This window comes from Candidatus Margulisiibacteriota bacterium (assembly GCA_041661965.1).
GTDB lineage: Bacteria > Margulisbacteria > WOR-1 > O2-12-FULL-45-9 > XYB2-FULL-48-7 > XYB2-FULL-45-9.
The window spans coordinates 430,886-450,377 of sequence record JBAZTH010000003.1 but is presented as its reverse complement, the minus strand read 5'-3'; the positions used below and the strand labels follow the sequence as shown (position 1 = coordinate 450,377).

Sequence of the window (19,492 nt, the reverse complement as noted above, 5' to 3'; positions counted from 1 at the left end):
ACGGCGATGGACTTAAAGAACGTCAAATTCCAAGAACTTAGCGAGACCAAAGGTGAACGCTTCGAGTCGCGCGTCATGGGCGATATTCCGATCAAGGTCACGGTGGAGCTGGGGAACGCCGAACTCTCCCTAAAAGAGATCCTCGAACTTGCCGAAGGCTCGATCATCGAATTGAACCGCCTGGCGGGTGAACCGCTCGACTTAAAAGTCGGCGGACAATTGATCGCGCAGGGGGAAGTCGTCGCGGTTGACGATTACTACGGCCTCCGGATCACGAACGTGGTGATGAAATGACGGTTGAGCCGCTGGTTTTGCACAGCTCCCCGATCGTCACCATCGGTTACGTTATGCAGGTCTTTCTGTCGCTGGGCATTGTTATCGCGATTATTTATGTGACGGCCAAGTTCGTCCTCCCCCGTTTTAAGATCTCGACCCCGGGAACAATGATCAAGGTCCTCGACCGGGTCATTTTGGAGCCGCAGGTCACCGCCTATGTCCTGAAGGCCGGGGAAAAATCGTACTTAATTGTTATCAGCAACAAGCAGATCGAAAAGATCGACACGATCGAAGGGAAATTATCGGCATAAAATGAAGTTCTTAAAGAACAGAGCCTGGCTTGTCGTTTGCGCGCTGATCCTGTTTGGCACTCTTCCGGCGCTGGCCCAGACTAGGCCGGCGGTCAATTTGGACCTCCGCCAGATCATGGCCGCGCCGCAATTCAGCAACAGCGTTCAGTTGATCATCGCCCTATCGATGATCTCGCTGGTCCCCTTTTTCCTGATCTCCGTGACCGCCTTTTTGCGCATTATCATCGTTTTCTCGCTTCTCCGGACCGCGATCGGGACCCAGCAGATCCCGCCGAACACGGTGGTCATCTCGCTCGCTCTCTTCATGACCGTTTTTGTCATGTCGCCGGTCTGGCAGGAGGTCAACACAAAAGCTTTGACCCCCTATAATGAGGGGAAGATCTCAATGCCCAAAGCGGTCGAGATCGGCATGAAACCGCTTAACCAGTTCATGCTCCGGCAGACCAGAGAAAAAGATCTCGCTCTTTTTGTCCAGTTCGCCAAGATCCCGATCCCCAAAACTCCGGAACAGGTCCCAAGTTACGTCCTGATCCCGGCTTTTATGATCTCGGAACTGAAAACGGCGTTCCAAATCGGTTTTTTGCTCTTTATTCCGTTTATCATCATCGATCTGGTCGTCTCCAACATTCTCCTTTCTCTCGGGATGTTTATGCTTTCCCCGGTCATGATCTCCCTGCCGTTTAAGATCCTGCTCTTTGTTCTGGTCGACGGCTGGGGACTGATCATCCGCGGACTGCTGATGAGTTTTAGATGAGCCAGGATTTCGTTACTCAAATAATTTATCAGGCGGTCAATGTCTGCCTCCTGGTCTCAATGCCGGCGATCGGCATCGGTCTTTTGGTCGGCTTTATGATCAGTCTTTTCCAGGCGGTCACCCAGATCCAGGAACAAACGCTGACCTTCGTGCCGAAAGTTATCGCGGTGCTGCTGATGATCGTCTTTACTTCCCCGTGGATGATCTCCATGATGATCGATTTTACCGTCACGCTCTGGAGCGCCATCCCGAACATGGTCCAATGATCATTCCGCTGGATCTGGTCATCGCTTTCTTCCTGATTTTCGGCCGGATCACCGGGATCTTTATCCAGGCGCCGGTCTTAAGCGCCCGCAGTTTCCCGACTTTCGGCAAAAACGCTTTTATCGTCTGGCTTTCTTTCGTCCTGCTTTTTATCGTGCCGGTCAACCCTGAATTACCGACGACCATTCTCGGTTTTGTCATCGCGTTGGGCCTGGAAGTCGCGGTTGGCTTTACGATCGGTTTTGTCTGCAATCTTCTCTTCCTCGCGATCCAGTCGGCCGGCGAACTGATCGACACTCAGATGGGATTGTCGGTCGCTTCCTCGCTCGATCCGGTCTTCGGCGCCCAGATCTCGGTGATCGGCCGCCTGACCTTCATGCTGGCGCTCACCGTTTTCCTGATCTTTGACGGGCACCACATGATCCTTTCGGCCCTGAACCAAAGTTTTACGGTCATTCCAGCCGGCAAAGCGCCTAATTTTGCCGGCCCGGACCTGATGATGCAAATGATGTCGCTGGGGAGCGCCCTCTGGCTGACCGCGGTCAAATTGGCGACGCCGATAATTTTAATGATCTTCCTGACCGATTTTGCTTTCGGGATCGTCTCCCGGGTCGCCCCGCAGGTCAACGTTTTCCAGCTCGGCTTCCAGCTGAAGCCGGTCGTCGGGCTCTTCGGCCTTTCCCTAACCGCCCCTTTCCTGGTAAGATATATCTCGAAGCTGATCGAAACTATCGGAGAAGAACTCATCAAACTACTGCAATTCATAAAGTGAGCTAACCATGGGTGAAGGCGGAGATAAAACAGAAGAACCGACCCCCCATCGCCTGCGCGAGGCGAGGGAAAAAGGGCAAGTCGCCAAAAGCAAGGAAGTAACGACTGCGATCCTGCTTCTATTGTCCTATTACGTCCTTCGATATCTGGGCGAGTTCATGTACAAAAATTTGGCCGAGTTCACCCAGGCGATTCTCCAATTGATCCCGGAAACCAAAGAGTTCAACATGGGCTTTGCCGGCTACGTCCTCCTTCTTGGCCTGCGGGCCTTCGCCTTCGTCCTGGGACCGGTCTTCGCCATTACATTTATCGGCGCTTTCATCGCCGAAGTCATGCAGACCGGTTTTCTCTTCTCCAGTGAAGCCCTCACGCCAAAGCTCGAAAAACTTAATCCTTTGGAAGGTTTCAAAAAAATGTTCGGTATTCAAGGACTGGTCGAACTGGCTAAATCGATCCTGAAGATCGTGGTCGTCGCATACATCGCCTGGACCGCCATGAAAGACGATATTCCATTTATCATCGTGCTAATGGAGGCCCATCCCTGGCAAGCCCTTCTTTTGGCCGGTGAGATCGCTTACCGGATCGCCATTCGAGTCGGCATCTTTTATATCTTGATCGCCATCGCCGATTACTTTTATCGCCGCTGGGAATATATGCGCAACCTGAAAATGACCAAGCAGGAGATCAAGGAGGAATATAAGCGGCTCGAAGGGGACCCGCAGGTTAAACAGCGGATCCGCGACTTGCAGCGCCAAACGGCCCACCAACGAATGATGGGCTCGGTCCCGCAAGCGGACGTGGTCGTCACCAACCCGACCCATTTGGCCATCGCTTTAAAATACGACACCTCCAGGATGAAAGCGCCGGTCCTGCTGGCCAAGGGGGAACGGAAGAACGCCGAAGAGATCCGCAACATCGCCGAAGCCCACGAGATCCCGATCGTGGAAAACGTCGAACTCGCCCGCTCTCTTTATAAGACGGTGAAGGTCAATCAGGAGATCCCGGCCGAACTCTACCAGGCGGTCGCCGAGGTCTTAGCTCACGTCTACAAGATCAAGCGGGAACGCAAAGAACGCCGTAAAGCCTCTATTGCCCTCATGCCGCGATAGGTATATAATCGACAGCAATGGCAGCGCCAAGTTTTAGCGTCAAGGACGTAAGAAATCTCTTTTCCCTGAACGATTTCCTGCTGGCGGGAGCGATTGTCGTCACTCTGGCCATGATGCTCCTTCCTCTGCCGCCTTTCATCGTTGATATTCTCTTTACTTTCAGCATCGCGTTCGCCCTGGTGATCCTTTTGGTCGCCATGTACCTGAAGGAGCCGCTGGAAATGGCCTCCTTTCCGTCGGTCCTCCTGATCATTACCGTCTTTCGACTTGGGTTGAACATTTCCGCCACCCGGTTGATCCTAACCCAGGCCTATGCCGGCCAGGTCGTCCAGGCGTTCGGTAATTTTGTGGTCGGGGGAAACTACATCGTCGGGGTGATTATCTTCGCGATCATCACCATCGTCCAGTTCGTCGTTATTACCAAGGGTTCGGAACGCGTGGCCGAAGTCGCCGCCCGTTTCACCCTGGACGCCATGCCCGGTAAACAGATGTCGATCGACGCCGACCTGAACGCCGGCCTGATCGACGCGACCGAGGCCCGCAACCGCCGCCGCAAGATCGAACGCGAAGCGACCTTCTTTGGCAGCATGGACGGTTCCAACAAATTCGTCCGCGGCGATTCGATCGCCGGCATCATCATCGTTTTGGTCAACATTCTGGCCGGAATCCTGGTCGGCTGGCTTAATCTCGGGATGAGCATTATGGATGCCCTGGCCACCTACGCGCTGTTGACCGTCGGGGCCGGGCTGGTCATTCAGGTCAGCGCTCTTTTGATCTCGATCGCCACCGGTCTGATCATCACCAAATCGGCCTCGGAAATGAGCCTGGGGAACGATGTTGCTGTCCAGTTCTTCGGCCAGCCGCGGGCCTTTGCTTTCGTCACCATTATCCTGGGGCTCTTCGCTATTGTCCCGGGAATGCCGAGCGTCCCTTTCATGTCGATGGCCCTCGCCTCTGGGCTCTTCGCTCTCGTCCTGCTGCAGCGACAGGGCGCTAAAGAATCAGCCCAGGTCGTGACCGAAGAAGTCTCGGCCAAAGACGTCCTGAAAAAACCGGAAAGCATTTTGGGAACACTCGGCCTTGATCCCCTGTCGCTTAAGACCGGCCGCAATCTGATCCCGCTAATCGATCCGACCCAGCGCGGCCCGCTCCTGGAGCGGATCACCCTCATCCGCTACAATATCGGCCAGGACCTCGGCTTTGTCATTCCCGGCGTCCGGGTCATGGACGATTTGAGTTTGCCGCCTAATCAATATGTGGTCGAGATCAGGGGAACGAAAGTCTCGATCGGCGAAGCCTTCCTCGGCAACCACCGGGTCGACCTGCCGCTGGCGCAGATCAAAGCCCGCAAGCTGACCGGCACCGAATCGCATGACCCGCTTAATAACGACCTTGTGACCTGGGTGCCGGATGAAAACCTCCCCGAGCTCCAGAAGCTCGGTCTGCCGGCCAAGCCGCCGGTCGACGTCATCTCCGACCACTTCTCGGAGATCATCAAGCGCTACGCCGACGAGATCATGACCCGCCAGAACGTCCAATCGCTGATCGAACTGGTGAAAAACACCAACGCGGCGATCGTCCGCGAACTGATCCCCGACCTCCTCTCGCTCGGCCAGGTCCACAAGGTCCTCCAGCTCCTGGTCCGCGAACGGGTTTCGATCCGCGATCTCTCGACCATCCTGGAACGTCTGGCCGATTACGCCCATCTTTCGCGCGACATCAACATCCTGGCCGAATACGTCCGCCAGTCGCTCGCCCGGCAAATTTGCGAAGCCTACACCGATAAGGACGGGATCATTACCGTCGTCACGATCGACCCGACCCTGGAAGAAACGCTGGTCGGCGCGATCCACCAATCGGAATACGGCTCCTTCCTGGCGGTCGACCCGACGGTCGGCGAGCGGGTCCTGGTCCAGATCTCCAACCACATGAACAACTTCAAACGGCTTAAGCTTAAGTCGGTCATTCTTTGCTCGCCGAGACTGCGCCCTCACTTTAAACGGTTTATCGAACGGAGCTTCCCCGACGTCGCCGTCCTCTCCTACAACGAGATCGTTCCGCAGGTCAAGGTCCAGTCGATCGGCATGATCTCCATCGAATAGTAGTAGTTTACATTTGCCGACCCGTTCGCTATAATAGACGTGGCAATGACCATTCGAAGAGTTGAAACCAGTAAATTAGGCAAGGTCGGACGAGCCGCGCCCAGCGCCCCGCCGGCCGGACTTCCTCCCATTCTGCGCGCCTCCTGGGAATTTTTAAAAGACACCGCCAACCGCTTCGCCAAGCAAGGACGGGAAGAGAAAGCCGCCGAACGTGAAGAAGCCTACGTAAAGGAAGTAATCAAAAAATTCCGATGATCAGCCGTAAAGAAATTGAAGATCGGATCGTTAACATCCTGCGCGAGCAATTCCTCAAATACAGCGATGAAACCCTGGAAAAATACGCCGATAAGATCAAGGCGTTGGTCCGCTGGTATGTTTCGACCCTTCCCCGGCACGTCGCCAAAGCCGAAGCGGACGATCTGGAACAAGAGGCCAAGATCGCCTTTCTCGATTGCATCAAGACTTGGGACCCGCGCAAGGGCGAGCTCTGGACCTACGTCTCCGTCCGCCTCAAGGGATCGATGCAGGATTACCTCCGTAAACGAGGCAACGACCCGGTCGTCGGCATGTACGAGTTCATAACTTCCGCGGCCAATGTTTATATGGCCTTCAACAGCAAACAGATCGCCCAGGAAGACGTCGACAAAGATATGCATCTTGATACCGCGATGAAAGACCTCTCTACCAAAGAAAAGACCGTTATCGATCAGTATTACCGCCAAGATAAGACTTTCAAGGAGATCGGCAGGGAGATCGGACTTTCCGAATCGCAGGTTTCCCGGATCTGCAAAGACGCCACGATCAAGCTGAAAGAACACATGAGTTCGCCAGGAGAAACGCCGGCTTAACCGGGTAAATGTTTTTTGATCAAATCAAGCAATCTCTCCGGTTCAAACGGTTTAGCCAAATAAGCGGCCGCGCCTATCTCCCGGCCTTCTTTGCCAAGATCGTCGGCCCTGATCGAAACAATGATCACCGGTATATGCTTGGTCGAGTCCGCGCTTTTTAATCTCCGGCAGACTTCCAGTCCGTCCATCTCCGGCATCATCACGTCCAGCAGGATCAAATCGGCAGCGGCCGCTTTTTGCAGTCCCTCTTTCCCGCAATAAGCGATCTCGACCTCGTAGCCTTGCATCTTCAGCATCAGATTGATCATCTCGACGGTCGGCTGGTAATCCTCAATTAATAATATTTTTTTCATTTGTTTCCTCCAACCGGCAGATTTATAATAATCGCTGTTCCCCAGCCGATCCCTTTTGATTCCGCCCGGATCTTGCCGCCATGCGCCTCGACTATCGCCCGGGAGATCGCGAGCCCCAAACCGACCCCGCCGGTCGCCCGGGAATATGAATTATCAATTTGAAAAAACCGCTCAAAGATCTTCTCCAAATACTGCGCTTCGATCCCGATCCCATTATCGATCACCCGCAATTCGACTCCGTTCTCGACGTTTTGGCCGACGATCGAGATCTTGCCGCCGTTCGGGGTAAAATTGATCGCGTTCCCAATAACATTGGTCAAGAGCCGGTGGAGTTTGCTCCGATCGCCGATGATCGTATTGAAATCATCCGGGACAACAAGTTCCAGAGTTTGCTCTTTCAGCGCGCATTGCGGCTTCACGATCAGCGCGAATTCATCAAGCATGCGCCTCATCGAAATCGGTTCGGTGTTCAGTTCCAGCCGCCGGCCGCTCTCTAATTTAGCCAAATCAAGAATGCTGTCGATCAACAACGATAAATGATCGCTTTCCCGCTGGATGGAAGTAACGGCGTTCGCCTGCGGTTCGGATAATTGGCCGAGCTGCCCGTCAAGGAGCATGGAAGAAAAACCCTTGATCGGGGTCAGCGGCGTCCGAAGCTCGTGCGACATGACCGTCATAAAGCGATTTTTCATCCGATCGACTTCCTTTAAGTTCCCAATCGCCAGCGCCAATTCCTCGGATTTATTTTTGGCGTCATCCCTGGCTTCGGTCGTGTCTTCCAGAATGCTCAACATCCGTTCTTTGGTCTTGGTCAGTTCCTCGATCATTACCTGCTGTTTTTTAAGCAAGGACTCCTCTTTACGAGCGTCAATAAACAGGAAGATCTCGCCGATCTTCTCGCCGGAAACATCCTTGACCTCGGCCGCTTCGACGTTGACCGGCATCGGCTCCCCGGTTTTCGTTAAAAGCAAAGCTTTCTTTTGGCTGAACGTCCCGACTCTCGCCAGTTCAAGATGCAGCTCCTCGTGATTTTTTTGATCGGCATGGAGGATCGAACAATCCTGCCCGATAATCTCATCGCGCGAGTAGCCGAGGTTCCTAAGAAGGCTGTGATTGGCCAGTCGGATCTTTCGCGCGACATCGGCGAACAGCAATAAACCGGGGATCATATTCAGGATGTCGTTGGCAAGATTGGCCGGCGTCACGTTCAACAGGCCATAGCGGGTAATCGCGTAGGCAAAGACCAGCACATAGAGCGTGGAAATAAACGGTGCCGTGCTTTGAACAAAAACCCCAAGCGTCGGCAAAAAACCATCCAGCAAGGCGCCGACCAGGAGCCCTATAATAAGGGCCGCCAGGATAGTTTGGCTCTGTCTCTTTTCCCGTTTACTTTTTGTTTCCCGCCAGGCTCTAGTCAATAAATAGATCGGGATCAAGACCATGACGATGGAACAAAGCACAAATACCCAGTACCAGCGGCCGAACAAGTCGGAGTAGCCGTAAGCGGTCATAACCGGAATTTTATAAAACCAATCCGTCGTAAAGTTCAAATAATTAACCGACGCGGCGGCAAGCGTTATCACGAAAAGGCCCGCTCGGTAATATTTGTCGCGGTCCAACTTCGCCACGATCAGGCAAAACTGAACAAAGAACAACAAAAATAAGATCCAAAAGACGACCGCAAATCTCGTGTGCAGAAAAGCCACCGTCATGGACGCCGCGGTCATCATTAAAGCGTTAAATAGGTTAAAAAATCCGATCATCATGGCATAGCCGAAAAAGGCCTGGCAAAGTTTATCCTTAGGATTGCGGGCAATTATAACGATCGCGCTGGAAGCGGCCAAAAACGCGCCCAAAAAATCAAGTACGGCAAAACTATAGTTCATTTCATCAGTTGTTCCTTAAGCTTTTTAACTTCCTGCTTCAGCTCGATGATCCGATCTTCGCGCTCCATGGCAACCTTATTGAACCGTTCAAGTTCACTAACCTTCTTCGAAAAGTCATTGTCCGCTCTTTTTTGCCCGGTAATATCTTTAACGACCGAGAGAACGCAAGGCTCTCCCTGGAGATTGAAGGTCCGGGCCGAGTCCAAGCACGGCACCAAGGTCCCATCTTTGCGGCGAAGCGTTATTTCAAGGTCGTTAACTTCGCCGGATTCTTTCAATAACGCGATAAATTTTGCCCGCTCGGCCGCATCCGCCCAGATCGAAAGTTCGGCGGTGGTCTTGCCGACGGTCTCATCGCGCGCGTAACCCAGCAACCGCGAATAACCGTTGTTGACGTCCAGGATCTGTCCGTCGCTTAAACGGGTGATGCTCATCAAATCGGGGGACGCCTTAAAAGCGGCGGAGAACTTCTCTTCGGATTGACGCACCGCTTCTTCGGCCATTTTGCGCTCCGTAATGTCGACATTGTAGCCAAACCAAATGATGCTGCCGTCATTTTGCCTTTCCGGGACCGATCGAGCCAACATCCAGCGGATCGGTTGTCCTGGCAGCTGAACCCGATATTCGCATTGCCAGGGCGTTAATTTATCGGCGGAATCTTCAATGGATTGAATGACCCTTTCCTTATCTTCAAGATAAAGGGCTTTGATTATGAGTGAAAAATCATGGCGCACGTCTTGCGGGGAACAGCCGAAAATGCCGCGGATCGCTTCGCTGGCGAAGGGAACGGTATAAGTTCCGTCCGGTTTTCTTAAGAATTGATAGACCATCCCGGGAATTTGGGCAAAAACTTTATCTAAGGAAATTTTATCTTGAATTCCAACTACAGGGTCCTGGTTGCCAGTCATTTTTCACCTCTGATGGGCCTCTTAGAGAATTTTAGACTGCTATTGAGGATAGTCAAGCGGAAAAAAGCAAAGGAACTAAAGTGCTTAGGCAAAAGTGAATTCCCTCAATGCGCGCTACTGGGATCGAACCAGTGACCCCTTGCCTGTCAAGCAAGTACTCTAACCAGCTGAGCTAAGCGCGCATTAAAGGAACCGGCCGGGCACGTCCCCGACCATAAATATTATATCATAAGATAAGGCGGCATCCAGATTTGAACTGGAGTAAACGGTTTTGCAGACCGCTGCCTAACCACTCGGCCATGCCGCCGTCAGGACAAAAAAAATAGCGGGAGACGGGGTTCGAACCCGCGACCTTCTGCTTGGGAAGCAGAAGCTCTACCAGCTGAGCTACTCCCGCATGGTAAGACATTCTACAATAAAATCGTCGCAAGTAAAAGCCCTCTCCGCCTGACGACAGAGAGGGCCTTTTATTCTACAGGTAGAAATAGCCGTAGACGCAACCGGTCAGAAGCGCAATGGTCGTCCCCCCGTTGTTGGAAACGGAAGTGAACGAAATGGGATTGATATCAACCCCGACCACAAAATTATTGGTCACATTGGCTTCCGCTCCATATATTGCCTTTATGACAAAAGCAGAAACCGAGTTCGGCAAACTAAAATAAGCCAGGGAGGCTCCGGCATGGGTCGGCCGCTCGCCGGCAGTAAGGTTGAAGGTCATTTTCCCGCCCACTCCGAAAGTCGAGGCGGAATTATTGTTTTGGGTTTGATTCTGGTACATCAGACCGATCGAAGTGTTAAAAGTATCCCCGGCAAAACGAAGCACTGACATTCCATCGTCATAACCGATCCCCAGCTTCATTCCCGATTGCTGGATCGTCTTCGTCGCCGCGAAAGAAGCCGAAGCCAATAAAAGCGCAACCAAGAAGCAAACTAACTTTTTCATCTTTTTTCCTCCTTATTTACCCTTAAAGATCCCGTAAAAGAAATCGGCCGCCATATCCTTGCAGCCCAGGCCAAAAGCGATCGCCGCGGCTAAGCCGACTGCGCCAATGATCACCCCAAGCTGCGGCATAAAGGCTTCCCGTCTCACGCCAAACTGTTCCAACACCACCAGGAAAGCGATCAGCACGACCAGATAAAACACAACCTTCGAGATCGTCCGGGCGCTCTCGATCCCAAAATTTGCCGCCAGGACCCGGACAATGCCCGACACCAGGGAGGCAAACAAAACCCCAACCCCGAGAATTATCGAAGCTAAAAAGACCAACCCGACAAAAGAGATGAAACGGGTCAAGACCGGACCGATCGCCAACTGAAAATTTTCAGCGACGGCGATCGTACCGATAAAAATGACCGCCCAGTAAAGGCCGCTGGAAAGCAACTCCGCGGGAGTTTGTTTGACCCCCCCCTTCTCCAGGATCTGCTTGAAGCCTAATTTTCCGGCCAATTCGTCAAACTTTACGACTTTAAAGATGGCCGATAAGCCGGTCACCGAAAGCTTCGCGGCAATAAAGACCAGTAAAAAAAGAAGCAGAGCAAAGATTAAATTAAAAATAACCGGAGCGGACAACTGCCAGGCAGTAGCGATCGCGGTCAGCAGGTTCCCCATTATCATTCTCCTTATTATTACGCTTTCAACATCGCCAGGAACAAAGAAAACAACATAAAGGCCCCGGCCAAACCCCAGGTCAAACGGTCAAGCCCCTCTTCCATTCCTTTTGGGGTGCCGAAAAGACGGGCCGAACCGCCGATCCCGCCCAAGCCTTCCCCTTTCGCGGTATGGAGCAATACGGCTATCACCAGCAACGCGCCGGACAGGATCTGTAAGAAAATCAATAAACCTACCATGAATACCTCACTTTTTTTAATTCAAATGGAGGTGAGCGGGATCGAACCGCTGGCCTCAGCGTTGCGAACGCTGCGCTCTCCCAACTGAGCTACACCCCCAAGGACCGCTTCGCGGCAAATCCTAAAGACTAAACAACGAAACTCTAAACTACTTGTCTTGCAGACAAGCAATGCCGGGGAGCGTTTTCCCTTCGACAAATTCGAGGGAGGCGCCGCCGCCGGTCGAGATATGGGTCATCTTATCGGCCAATTTGGCCTTTTCGACCGCCGCGACCGAGTCACCGCCGCCAATAACCGAGATCGCGCCGTTTTGTTCGGTCGCGACCGCCACCATTTTGGCAATCGAGAGGGTCCCATTGGCAAATTTATCGAACTCAAAGACCCCTAACGGACCGTTCCAGAAAATTGTCTTCGCTTTCTTAACGGCGTGGCTGAACTTGGTGATCGTTTCCGGCCCGATATCCATCCCCTGCCAATTATCGGGAATACCGGCCCTCGTGACCAACTGTGAATTCGCGTTGGCGTCGTACTTATCGGCGACGATGTGATCGATGGGAAGCATGATCGGCACGCCAAGATCGATCGCTTTTTTAAGGACGTCTCTGGCCAGTCCGACCTTATCTTCTTCCACCAGGGAATTGCCGACGCTGATCCCGCGAGCTTTAAAGAAAGTGTAAGCCATACCGCCGCCAATGATCAAAGTATCAACTTTGGGCAGGAGATTGGTTATGACGTCGATCTTCCCTGAAATCTTCGCCCCGCCCAGGATCGCCACGAACGGATGGCCGGGATTTTCGAGCAATTTCCCCAGGAATTTGATCTCCTTCTCCATCAGGTAACCGGCGTACCCCTTTAGATACTTGGTCACCCCTTCGGTCGAGGCATGCGCCCGATGAGCGGTGCCAAAGGCGTCATCAACGTAAACATCGGCCAGCGCGGCTAGTTTTTTGGCGAACGCGGGGTCGTTTTTTTCCTCTTCCTTATAGAAACGGACGTTTTCCAGGAGAAGAATGTCGCCATCCTTAAGAGCGGAGACAGCCGCTTCGACTTCCGGCCCAATGCAGTCTTTGACATAACCGATGTTCTTACCCATCAACTGGGAAAGCATTTTTGCGATCGGCCCCAGCCGAAACTTATCATCCGGTCCGGCTTTCGGCCGGCCAAGGTGGGACACCAGGATCACGCGTCCCCCTTTATCGGAAAGATACTTAATGGTCGGGATCGCGCCGCGGATCCTGGTATCGTCGGTAATGTTCTGCTTCTCATCCTGCGGAACATTGAAATCGACGCGGACCAGGACTTTTTTCCCTTTAAGTTCCTTTATATCCTCAATTGTCTTCTTGGCCATGGCTGCTCCTTACTTTTTGGCGGCAATCATTTTAACCAGGTCGACGACGCGGCAGGAATAACCCCATTCGTTGTCGTACCAGGAAACGATCTTGAAGAAGCGCTTTTCCCCCTTCAGATTGTTCTGAAGCGTGGCCAGCGAATCATAGATCGAGGAGCGATTGTCATGAATAAAGTCGGTGGAGACCACTTCTTCGTCGGCGACGCCAAGGATCCCCTTCAGGTAGGTCTGGGAAGCCTTTTTCAACAAGGCGTCGATCTCTTCGATCGAAGTATCTTTAGTCGCCCGGAAGGTCAGGTCAACCACGGAAACATCGGCCGTCGGCACGCGGAAAGACATCCCGGTCATTTTGCCTTTGGTCGCCGGCAGAACTTCGCCGACCGCTTTGGCCGCGCCGGTAGTAGATGGAATAATGTTGATCGCCGCCGCCCGGCCGCCACGCCAGTCTTTTTTAGACGGGCCGTCAACGGTCTTCTGGGTCGCGGTATAGGAATGGATGGTGGTCATCAGACCGGTCTCAACGCCGATCCCTTCTTTCAGCAAGACATGCACGACGGGAGCCAGACAATTGGTGGTGCAGGAAGCGTTGGAAACGATGTTATGTTTGGTCGGATCGTATTCGTTGTCATTGACCCCCATAACGATCGTCTTGACCTCCCCTTTGCCGGGAGCGGAAATGATGACTTTTTTGGCGCCGGCCGCTAAGTGGCCTTTGGCCTTTTCGGAATCGGTAAAAAGACCGGTCGATTCGATCACGTATTCAACGCCCAGGTCCTTCCAGGGAAGCTGGCTCGGGTCTTTGGTCGCCATGACGCATTTGATCTTTTGGCCGTTGATCACGATGACATCGTCTTCCGTCGCGGCGGGGCTGCTCTTTTCCGTTGACAAGGTCCCCTTAAAATGGCCGTGGATCGAATCATATTTGATCTGGTAAGCGAAGTATTTGGCGTCAGTGCTGACGTCAACGACGGCGACGACCTCGATCTCATTCCCCAGGACCCCCTTATCGACCATCGCGCTCAAAACCTGCCGACCGATCCTGCCGAAACCGTTGATCCCAACTTTAACTGCCATGTGACTATCCCCTTTCATATTATTAAATTAGACGCTTTTTTTCATTTCCGGGCCGGTATTTATTCGTCTGATCGATTATATCATCAATGCAAAAATGGTGTCAATCGTGCTATAATCGCCCCCGTGGAAAATAACGCCTGGAAAATCGTCTACCTCGCCACTATTTTCTCGCTGATCGTCCTCGGTCTGGCCTACTATTTAATGGTGCCGAGGGATGCCGAGCTCTATTCACAGGAAAAGACCGATAAGTTGGCCGAATTCTATGATACCCGGGTCACGGGTCGAAAAGAGGGCCGAAAATTATGGGAATTTACCGCTGAAAAAGGCTGGACGCTCAAGAACCAGGATGCCTCCCAGTTGATCAACGTCAAAAACGGCCGGATTTTCAATAAAAAAGGGGCTCTGGTCGTCGCCAGCCTGGTCGCTCCCCGGGCGATCGTCAACCCCCGGACCGAGATCATCGAGGCATTCGGACAACCTGAAGGGGTCAATAAACCAAGCAAACTCAAAGCGGTCGTCGATCTGGGGAAGTTTTCCTCTAAAAATAAACAGGATTGGACCACTATTATTGCCGACTACATCATCTACCGCGCCCAGCAGAGCAATTCGGAAATGACCGGCCGCGCGTTCCTGATCAAAAAAAATTCCCGCCTGCTGGCCGACGCCATCGGAATCGACCATGAAAAGAAGATCGCCCGGATCTCCGGCCACTTGCGACTGCAACGCCAGGACGGCCTGCTGAAAGCGTTCTTTGCCGATTATTACGGCGAGAGCGAAAAACTCGACGTTTACGGCAGCGTTACCTTCGAGGTCAAAGACAAAGGGAGCAAAGCGACAACCATCCGCTGCGGCCGGGCAATCCTTTTCAACGACCCCAACCAAGACGTTGAGCTCTATGGCGGAGTGGAAGCGGTCCAGGGGAAAAAAGTCTCGCTGGCCGGAAATGGGATCTATTCCCGGAAAGGGAAGAAGCTCTTCCTTTTCGGCGAGACCAAAACGATCATTGAAAAAGCCCAGGCGCTGGTCAGGCAGGAAACAGCCCGGAAGATCCACGACGTCGAATTCCTCCGCGCCAGGACCTACATCACCTCCGACAGTATCGAGTTCTCCACCCGGAGCGGCAACGCCCGGGCGGCCGGGAACGTCGTTGTCACTCAAAAGGGAAAAGAAGCCAAGGCGGAATCGGCCTATTATGACGACAAGCGCGAGATCCTGACCATGAAGGGGTCGGTCCAAATGAAAAAAGGGACCGATTGGCTAAGCTGTAAAAAAATAACCGTTTATATCAGCCGCGAGGTCTTTGAAGCCGAAGGAATGGTCGAAGCGAAGTTTGAACTTTAAAAGATCAGTTTTTGCCTTCTCATCGCGATGCTTTGCAGGATCCCCACGCAGATCAGGTTGACGATCAGGGAAGAGCCGCCGAAACTGACAAACGGCAACGGGATTCCCACGACTGGCAGGATCCCGATCGCCATCCCGACATTGGCGAAAAAATGGAACGTGAACATGACCGCGATCCCCATCGCGAGCATTCGGCCGAAAAGATCGCGCGCCTGCAAAGCGATCGCGACCGCCCGCCAGACCAGCAAGGCATAAGCGGCCAAAACACCAACGGCCCCGATAAAACCGAACTCCTCCCCGATCGCCGAAAAGATAAAATCGGAGAATTGTTCCGGAATGAATTGAAGCTGCGTTTGGGTCCCATGCAAAAATCCTTTACCCAGAAAACCGCCTCCGCCGATGGCAATGCAACTCTGCAAGGTATGATAACCCGCCCCCAACGGATCGGCCGCCGGATTGAGGAAAGAGATGATCCGCATCTGCTGGTAGGGCTTGAGCACTCCCCACATCACCGGCAGGGCCAGGCCGATCATCAAATTGGAGCCAAAGATCACCAGCCACTGCCAGAAATTGGCCCGGGCCAGAAAAAGCCCCAGATAAACAAGCAGCAGATAAAAGATCCATAGCGGGAGCAGCGGACGGAAAAGCAGGGAAAGGAGCGGCGTCAGCAAAAAAGAGATCGTCCAGAGAGAAACCTCCCCTTCGATCAGCATCCCGAGCAGAATAGCGAAAAACACAAGCGCCGTCCCCAGGTCCGGCTGCTTGAAGATCAACAGGATTGGGACCATTACCAACAATCCAACCGAGACTAACCCCTGCCAGGTATTAAGATCGCGGTTAAGCGAAAGATAATACGCCAGGATCATAATAATCGCCAGCTTGGAAAACTCGGACGGTTGAAAAGTAAAAAAACCGATCTGCAGCCAGCGTTGGGCCCCCATGGCTGTCGAACCGGTAAAGAGGATCAGAAAAAGCAGCATAATGGCCACGACATAAAACCAGGGAGCGGCGGCTTTCAGATGCTCATAATCAAGGTAGGCAAAAAGCCACATAAAGACAAAGCCGATCAGAAAAGAAAAGAATTGCCGTTTAACAAAGATGTATGGATCGCCATCGATCCTGATCTGCAGATGATAGGTCGCGCTGAAGATCGCCAGCAGGCTGATCGTGACGAGAAAAGCGACCGCTCCCCAGATCAGAAGATCGGAGAGCTTGAGCATCCGGAAATTTATCATGCGAAATAGCCGACCGCCGAAAGTAGCGCTTTGGCTTTATTGATCGTTTCCTGATATTCCTTGGCCGGATCGGAATCGGCGACGATCCCCGCCCCCGCCTGCAAATAGGCGCGGCCGTCCAAGACCTGGATCGTCCGAATGGTGATCGCGGTGTCAAGATCGCCGGAAAAACTTAAATAACCGACACAGCCGGCGTATAATCCCCGACGGAGATTTTCCAGTTCGTCGATGATCTCCATCGCCCGGACTTTCGGCGCGCCGGAAACCGTCCCGGCGGGAAAACAGGCCTTAAGGAGATCGATGGCCGTCTTTTTTGCCTGAAGCTTGCCGGAGACATTGCTGACGATGTGCATGACGTGGGAGTAGCGTTCGACCGCCAACTGTTCGGTTACCTTGACGGACCCGTAATCGCAAACTCGTCCCAGATCGTTCCGTCCCAGGTCGACCAGCATGACGTGTTCCGCCAGTTCTTTTTTAGAAGCCAGGAGGCTCTCTTCCAGCTTTTTGTCCTCGGCCTCATCTTTCCCCCGGGGCATTGTCCCGGCGATCGGCCGCACGGTCGCCGTCCGTCCGGTCAGGCGGACCATCACCTCCGGCGAAGACCCGATGATCTTAAGTTCGCCCATTTTAAAGAAGTACATATACGGCGAAGGATTGATCATCCGCAGGACCCGATAAACATCGAACGGATCGGCCTGGCAGGCCGCTTCCAGCCGTTGGGAAAGGACAACCTGAATGATATCGCCGCTCCGGATATATTCTTTCGCTTTCCTGACCATCGTTTCATATTCCGCCTTTTTCAGGTTGGAAGTCACTTTCTGATCGGGGAGTTTGATCGGCAGAGTGATCTCCCGGATCTGATCGGTGAGCGGCGCCCGGAGCTTTTTCTCCAGCGCTTCGATCCTGGCGCAGGCAAAACGATAGGCCTGACGCGGGTCCTTCCCCTTTTCAAGATGAGCGTTGGCAATGATCAGGATCTTATGCTTAACGTGATCGAACGCCAACAAAGTATCGGCCAGCAGAAAAGAGATCTTCGGCAGTTTTAACGGATCGGGATTCCGGTCGGGGATCTTTTCGATCTCGCGGACCGCGTCGTAGCTGACATAGCCGACCAAGCCGCCGCAAAACGGCGGCAGCCCCGGCAGTTTGACCGGCCGGTATTTTTTCAGCAAGCCGTTCAGTTCGTCGAGCGTTTGCGGCTGAATAACGTTCGCTCGGGGGACCGCCCCCAAAAAAGAATAGCGGGCGATCTTTTCCCCTCCCTCGACCGATTCAAGGAGAAAAGAGTACTCGCTTTCGATCTTTTTATAGGCCGAGACCGGGGTTTCCAGGTCGGCCACGATCTCTTTATAGACCGGGACCAGGTTCCCTTTCCTGGCCAGTTTGAGAAAATCCTTTTCGCTTGGATAATACATTAGAACGTCCTCTCCACGACATAACCGGCCAGTCCGACCAGCGTTCTGACTTTTGGCCCGAAACCGTCCAACGCTTTGACCGCCAGCGTTTTTTCCCTGGCCGCCAGCTCCTGCGAACGGTCAAGGCCGAAAAAGTACGGGTACCCTTTTTTCACGTCAGCCCGAACCGGTTTACCCAACTGCTTCTTAGTGGCGGTCGTATCCAGGATATCATCGGCGATCTGAAAAGCCAACCCCAAATGTTCCGCGTATTTGGTCAAATCTTTTATCACGGAAGACTCGGCCCCGCAGATCAAGGCCGTCCCCCTAACGCAGGCACGGAGCAGCGCGGCCGTCTTCCATTTATGGATCGAACGGATCGCTTTGACGGTCGGCGGTTTGTTAGGCGCTTCAATATCGGCGACTTGTCCGGCCACGACCTCCAGCAAGGCGGTGGATAGTTCCAGCAAGGCGGCCGGCTGGTCGGCAATCTCCTTGAAAGCCAGCGCGCTTAACGCGTCCCCGGCCAGGATCGCCAAAGCTTCGCCGTAAACTTTATGGTTAGAGGGTTTTCCCCTCCGGAAATCGGAATTGTCCATCGCCGGCAAGTCGTCATGGATCAGGGTGAAAGTGTGGATCATTTCGACCGCGCAGGCGTAAGGCAAAACTTTTTTCTCACTCCCGCCCAACGCCGCGGCGGTCGCGAGGCAGAGGATCGGGCGGAAGCGCTTGCCGCCGGCAAAGATCGAATAGCGGATCGCTTCGGCTAAATGCCCCTTTTTGGGGAGCGCCCGGTCAAGCGTCTGGTCGACCAATTTGCGTTTCGCGATTAAATATTCTTTCACCTACGCACCGTTATCCCCTTATCGCCGACGAAATCTTTGATCTCTTTGACCGTCAGCTCCCGGTAATGGAGCAGTGAGGCCAAAAGGGCCGCGTCGGCATGCGCGTCGACAAAGGCTTCGTAGATATGGCCTAGAGTTCCGGCACCGCCGGAAGCGATCACCGGTATTTTGACCGCGTCGGCTATCGCCCTGGTCAATTCAATGTCGTAGCCGATCTTGGTCCCGTCGCGATCCATGCTGGTCAGGAGGATCTCCCCCGCTCCCAGTTTTTCCGCTTTTTTAGCCCACTCGACCGCGTCGAGGCCGGTCGCTGTCCTGCCGCCGTGAGTGAAAACTTCCCAATGGTCGGCCTTCTTTTTCGCGTCGATCGCGACGACGACGCACTGACTGCCGAATTTGTCCGCTGCTCTCGTGATCAAGGACGGGTCCCTGATCGCCGCGGTATTAATGGAAACTTTGTCGGCCCCACCAGCGATGATCTCGCGAATCGTTTCCAGATCGTTAATGCCGCCGCCGACCGTGAACGGGATGTAGATCTTTTCGGCGACCTTTTTGACCACTTCCAGCATGATGTAGCGCTTGTCGGACGAAGCGGTAATGTCAAGGAAGACTAATTCGTCGGCCCCTTGCTGGTCATAGAAGGCGGCCAGCTCGACCGGGTCGCCGGCGTCGCGCAAGTCGACAAAGTTGACCCCTTTGACGACCCGTCCTTCTTTGACGTCGAGGCAGGGAATTATTCTTTTGGCTAGCATGCTATTTTAAAATGTGACATATCGTTTCGTTAATGTAGGGACAGCCCTTGTGGCTGTCCGCGGACAGGGACAA

General features: G+C 53.4%; 22 protein-coding genes and 4 tRNA genes. 10 read left to right on the top strand and 16 right to left on the bottom strand.

Annotated features, from left to right (window positions below; genetic code table 11):
* Positions 1-6 precede the first annotated feature (6 nt).
* From fliN to WC772_07980, 9 genes are read left to right on the top strand one after another with little or no spacing between them, the layout of a single operon-like run.
* Complete coding sequence (fliN, locus tag WC772_08020; protein MFA6170695.1) at positions 7-294, top strand: flagellar motor switch protein FliN; 288 nt, start codon at positions 7-9, stop codon at positions 292-294.
* A complete protein-coding gene (locus WC772_08015) occupies positions 291-587 on the top strand; it encodes a flagellar biosynthetic protein FliO (protein MFA6170694.1) in 297 nt (98 codons plus the stop codon). Before fliN ends, WC772_08015 begins: the two co-directional genes overlap by 4 nt.
* A gap of 1 nt (position 588) precedes the next feature.
* Entirely contained in the window at positions 589-1,341 is a 753-nt protein-coding gene (gene fliP, locus WC772_08010; GenBank protein MFA6170693.1) for a flagellar type III secretion system pore protein FliP, read from the top strand.
* Positions 1,338-1,607 carry a flagellar biosynthesis protein FliQ gene (gene fliQ / locus WC772_08005; protein MFA6170692.1) on the top strand — a complete coding sequence of 90 codons (270 nt, stop codon included), beginning with the start codon at positions 1,338-1,340 and terminating at the stop codon, positions 1,605-1,607. Before fliP ends, fliQ begins: the two co-directional genes overlap by 4 nt.
* Complete coding sequence (fliR, locus tag WC772_08000; GenBank protein ID MFA6170691.1) at positions 1,604-2,377, top strand: flagellar biosynthetic protein FliR; 774 nt, start codon at positions 1,604-1,606, stop codon at positions 2,375-2,377. Before fliQ ends, fliR begins: the two co-directional genes overlap by 4 nt.
* A gap of 7 nt (positions 2,378-2,384) precedes the next feature.
* On the top strand, positions 2,385-3,485 hold the full coding sequence (gene flhB, locus WC772_07995) for a flagellar biosynthesis protein FlhB (GenBank protein ID MFA6170690.1): 1,101 nt from the start codon (positions 2,385-2,387) through the stop codon (positions 3,483-3,485).
* 17 nt (positions 3,486-3,502) lie between these two features.
* Positions 3,503-5,587 (top strand): flagellar biosynthesis protein FlhA, encoded by a 2,085-nt coding sequence (locus WC772_07990; protein ID MFA6170689.1) that lies wholly within the window; start codon positions 3,503-3,505, stop codon positions 5,585-5,587.
* Positions 5,588-5,632: 45 nt separating this feature from the next.
* Positions 5,633-5,842 carry a hypothetical protein gene (locus WC772_07985; protein MFA6170688.1) on the top strand — a complete coding sequence of 70 codons (210 nt, stop codon included), beginning with the start codon at positions 5,633-5,635 and terminating at the stop codon, positions 5,840-5,842.
* Positions 5,839-6,435 carry a sigma-70 family RNA polymerase sigma factor gene (locus WC772_07980; GenBank protein ID MFA6170687.1) on the top strand — a complete coding sequence of 199 codons (597 nt, stop codon included), beginning with the start codon at positions 5,839-5,841 and terminating at the stop codon, positions 6,433-6,435. The genes WC772_07985 and WC772_07980 overlap by 4 nt, the downstream gene beginning before the upstream one ends.
* Here the strand turns inward: WC772_07980 and WC772_07975 are convergent.
* From WC772_07975 to gap, 12 genes are all read right to left on the bottom strand, one after another.
* Positions 6,432-6,788: a response regulator gene (locus WC772_07975; protein ID MFA6170686.1), complete on the bottom strand. Its 357-nt coding sequence runs from the start codon at positions 6,786-6,788 to the stop codon at positions 6,432-6,434. The genes WC772_07980 and WC772_07975 overlap by 4 nt on opposite strands.
* Positions 6,785-8,674, bottom strand: a complete 1,890-nt coding sequence (locus tag WC772_07970) for an ATP-binding protein (GenBank protein MFA6170685.1) — start codon at positions 8,672-8,674, stop codon at positions 6,785-6,787. Before WC772_07970 ends, WC772_07975 begins: the two co-directional genes overlap by 4 nt.
* Positions 8,671-9,582, bottom strand: a complete 912-nt coding sequence (locus WC772_07965; GenBank protein MFA6170684.1) for a PAS domain S-box protein — start codon at positions 9,580-9,582, stop codon at positions 8,671-8,673. Before WC772_07965 ends, WC772_07970 begins: the two co-directional genes overlap by 4 nt.
* A gap of 108 nt (positions 9,583-9,690) precedes the next feature.
* Positions 9,691-9,764, bottom strand: a tRNA-Val gene (locus WC772_07960).
* 54 nt (positions 9,765-9,818) lie between these two features.
* Positions 9,819-9,889, bottom strand: a tRNA-Cys gene (locus WC772_07955).
* 17 nt (positions 9,890-9,906) lie between these two features.
* Positions 9,907-9,979: transfer RNA gene (locus WC772_07950), tRNA-Gly, on the bottom strand.
* Positions 9,980-10,054: 75 nt separating this feature from the next.
* A complete protein-coding gene (locus WC772_07945) occupies positions 10,055-10,525 on the bottom strand; it encodes a hypothetical protein (GenBank protein ID MFA6170683.1) in 471 nt (156 codons plus the stop codon).
* Between the two features lie 12 nt (positions 10,526-10,537).
* Positions 10,538-11,191, bottom strand: a complete 654-nt coding sequence (locus WC772_07940) for a hypothetical protein (GenBank protein ID MFA6170682.1) — start codon at positions 11,189-11,191, stop codon at positions 10,538-10,540.
* 17 nt (positions 11,192-11,208) lie between these two features.
* A complete protein-coding gene (gene secG / locus WC772_07935; GenBank protein MFA6170681.1) occupies positions 11,209-11,430 on the bottom strand; it encodes a preprotein translocase subunit SecG in 222 nt (73 codons plus the stop codon).
* Positions 11,431-11,456: 26 nt separating this feature from the next.
* A tRNA-Ala gene (locus WC772_07930) sits at positions 11,457-11,529 on the bottom strand.
* A 49-nt stretch (positions 11,530-11,578) separates the two neighbouring features.
* Positions 11,579-12,778, bottom strand: coding sequence for a phosphoglycerate kinase (locus WC772_07925; protein ID MFA6170680.1), 1,200 nt, complete (start codon positions 12,776-12,778; stop codon positions 11,579-11,581).
* A 9-nt stretch (positions 12,779-12,787) separates the two neighbouring features.
* Positions 12,788-13,852, bottom strand: coding sequence for a type I glyceraldehyde-3-phosphate dehydrogenase (gap, locus tag WC772_07920; protein MFA6170679.1), 1,065 nt, complete (start codon positions 13,850-13,852; stop codon positions 12,788-12,790).
* A 123-nt stretch (positions 13,853-13,975) separates the two neighbouring features.
* Between gap and WC772_07915 the strand changes: the two genes are divergently transcribed.
* On the top strand, positions 13,976-15,193 hold the full coding sequence (locus WC772_07915; GenBank protein ID MFA6170678.1) for an LptA/OstA family protein: 1,218 nt from the start codon (positions 13,976-13,978) through the stop codon (positions 15,191-15,193).
* Here the strand turns inward: WC772_07915 and rodA are convergent.
* The 4 genes from rodA to hisF are packed head-to-tail and all read right to left on the bottom strand — an operon-like array spanning position 15,190 to position 19,419.
* Positions 15,190-16,428 (bottom strand): rod shape-determining protein RodA, encoded by a 1,239-nt coding sequence (rodA, locus tag WC772_07910; protein ID MFA6170677.1) that lies wholly within the window; start codon positions 16,426-16,428, stop codon positions 15,190-15,192. The two genes, WC772_07915 and rodA, sit on opposite strands and share 4 nt — an antisense overlap.
* Positions 16,425-17,843, bottom strand: coding sequence for an anthranilate synthase component I (trpE, locus tag WC772_07905; protein MFA6170676.1), 1,419 nt, complete (start codon positions 17,841-17,843; stop codon positions 16,425-16,427). The genes rodA and trpE overlap by 4 nt, the downstream gene beginning before the upstream one ends.
* Positions 17,843-18,667, bottom strand: a complete 825-nt coding sequence (locus tag WC772_07900) for a polyprenyl synthetase family protein (protein ID MFA6170675.1) — start codon at positions 18,665-18,667, stop codon at positions 17,843-17,845. The genes trpE and WC772_07900 overlap by 1 nt, the downstream gene beginning before the upstream one ends.
* Entirely contained in the window at positions 18,664-19,419 is a 756-nt protein-coding gene (gene hisF, locus WC772_07895; protein MFA6170674.1) for an imidazole glycerol phosphate synthase subunit HisF, read from the bottom strand. Before hisF ends, WC772_07900 begins: the two co-directional genes overlap by 4 nt.
* Positions 19,420-19,492: the final 73 nt, after the last annotated feature.

What these genes read in the sequence shown, in the direction of transcription:
- fliQ (MFA6170692.1), top strand. Translation starts at nt 1,338, where the DNA reads ATGAGCCAGGATTTCGTTACTCAAATAATTTATCAGGCGGTCAATGTC.
- WC772_08015 (MFA6170694.1), top strand. Translation starts at nt 291, where the DNA reads ATGACGGTTGAGCCGCTGGTTTTGCACAGCTCCCCGATCGTCACCATC.
- flhB (MFA6170690.1), top strand. Translation starts at nt 2,385, where the DNA reads ATGGGTGAAGGCGGAGATAAAACAGAAGAACCGACCCCCCATCGCCTG.
- WC772_07970 (MFA6170685.1), bottom strand. Translation starts at nt 8,674, where the DNA reads ATGAACTATAGTTTTGCCGTACTTGATTTTTTGGGCGCGTTTTTGGCC.
- WC772_07990 (MFA6170689.1), top strand. Translation starts at nt 3,503, where the DNA reads ATGGCAGCGCCAAGTTTTAGCGTCAAGGACGTAAGAAATCTCTTTTCC.
- gap (MFA6170679.1), bottom strand. Translation starts at nt 13,852, where the DNA reads ATGGCAGTTAAAGTTGGGATCAACGGTTTCGGCAGGATCGGTCGGCAG.
- hisF (MFA6170674.1), bottom strand. Translation starts at nt 19,419, where the DNA reads ATGCTAGCCAAAAGAATAATTCCCTGCCTCGACGTCAAAGAAGGACGG.
- WC772_07985 (MFA6170688.1), top strand. Translation starts at nt 5,633, where the DNA reads ATGACCATTCGAAGAGTTGAAACCAGTAAATTAGGCAAGGTCGGACGA.
- fliP (MFA6170693.1), top strand. Translation starts at nt 589, where the DNA reads ATGAAGTTCTTAAAGAACAGAGCCTGGCTTGTCGTTTGCGCGCTGATC.
- rodA (MFA6170677.1), bottom strand. Translation starts at nt 16,428, where the DNA reads ATGATAAATTTCCGGATGCTCAAGCTCTCCGATCTTCTGATCTGGGGA.
- trpE (MFA6170676.1), bottom strand. Translation starts at nt 17,843, where the DNA reads ATGTATTATCCAAGCGAAAAGGATTTTCTCAAACTGGCCAGGAAAGGG.
- WC772_07965 (MFA6170684.1), bottom strand. Translation starts at nt 9,582, where the DNA reads ATGACTGGCAACCAGGACCCTGTAGTTGGAATTCAAGATAAAATTTCC.
- WC772_07980 (MFA6170687.1), top strand. Translation starts at nt 5,839, where the DNA reads ATGATCAGCCGTAAAGAAATTGAAGATCGGATCGTTAACATCCTGCGC.
- WC772_07975 (MFA6170686.1), bottom strand. Translation starts at nt 6,788, where the DNA reads ATGAAAAAAATATTATTAATTGAGGATTACCAGCCGACCGTCGAGATG.
- WC772_07945 (MFA6170683.1), bottom strand. Translation starts at nt 10,525, where the DNA reads ATGAAAAAGTTAGTTTGCTTCTTGGTTGCGCTTTTATTGGCTTCGGCT.
- fliN (MFA6170695.1), top strand. Translation starts at nt 7, where the DNA reads ATGGACTTAAAGAACGTCAAATTCCAAGAACTTAGCGAGACCAAAGGT.
- secG (MFA6170681.1), bottom strand. Translation starts at nt 11,430, where the DNA reads ATGGTAGGTTTATTGATTTTCTTACAGATCCTGTCCGGCGCGTTGCTG.
- WC772_07925 (MFA6170680.1), bottom strand. Translation starts at nt 12,778, where the DNA reads ATGGCCAAGAAGACAATTGAGGATATAAAGGAACTTAAAGGGAAAAAA.
- WC772_07940 (MFA6170682.1), bottom strand. Translation starts at nt 11,191, where the DNA reads ATGGGGAACCTGCTGACCGCGATCGCTACTGCCTGGCAGTTGTCCGCT.
- fliR (MFA6170691.1), top strand. Translation starts at nt 1,604, where the DNA reads ATGATCATTCCGCTGGATCTGGTCATCGCTTTCTTCCTGATTTTCGGC.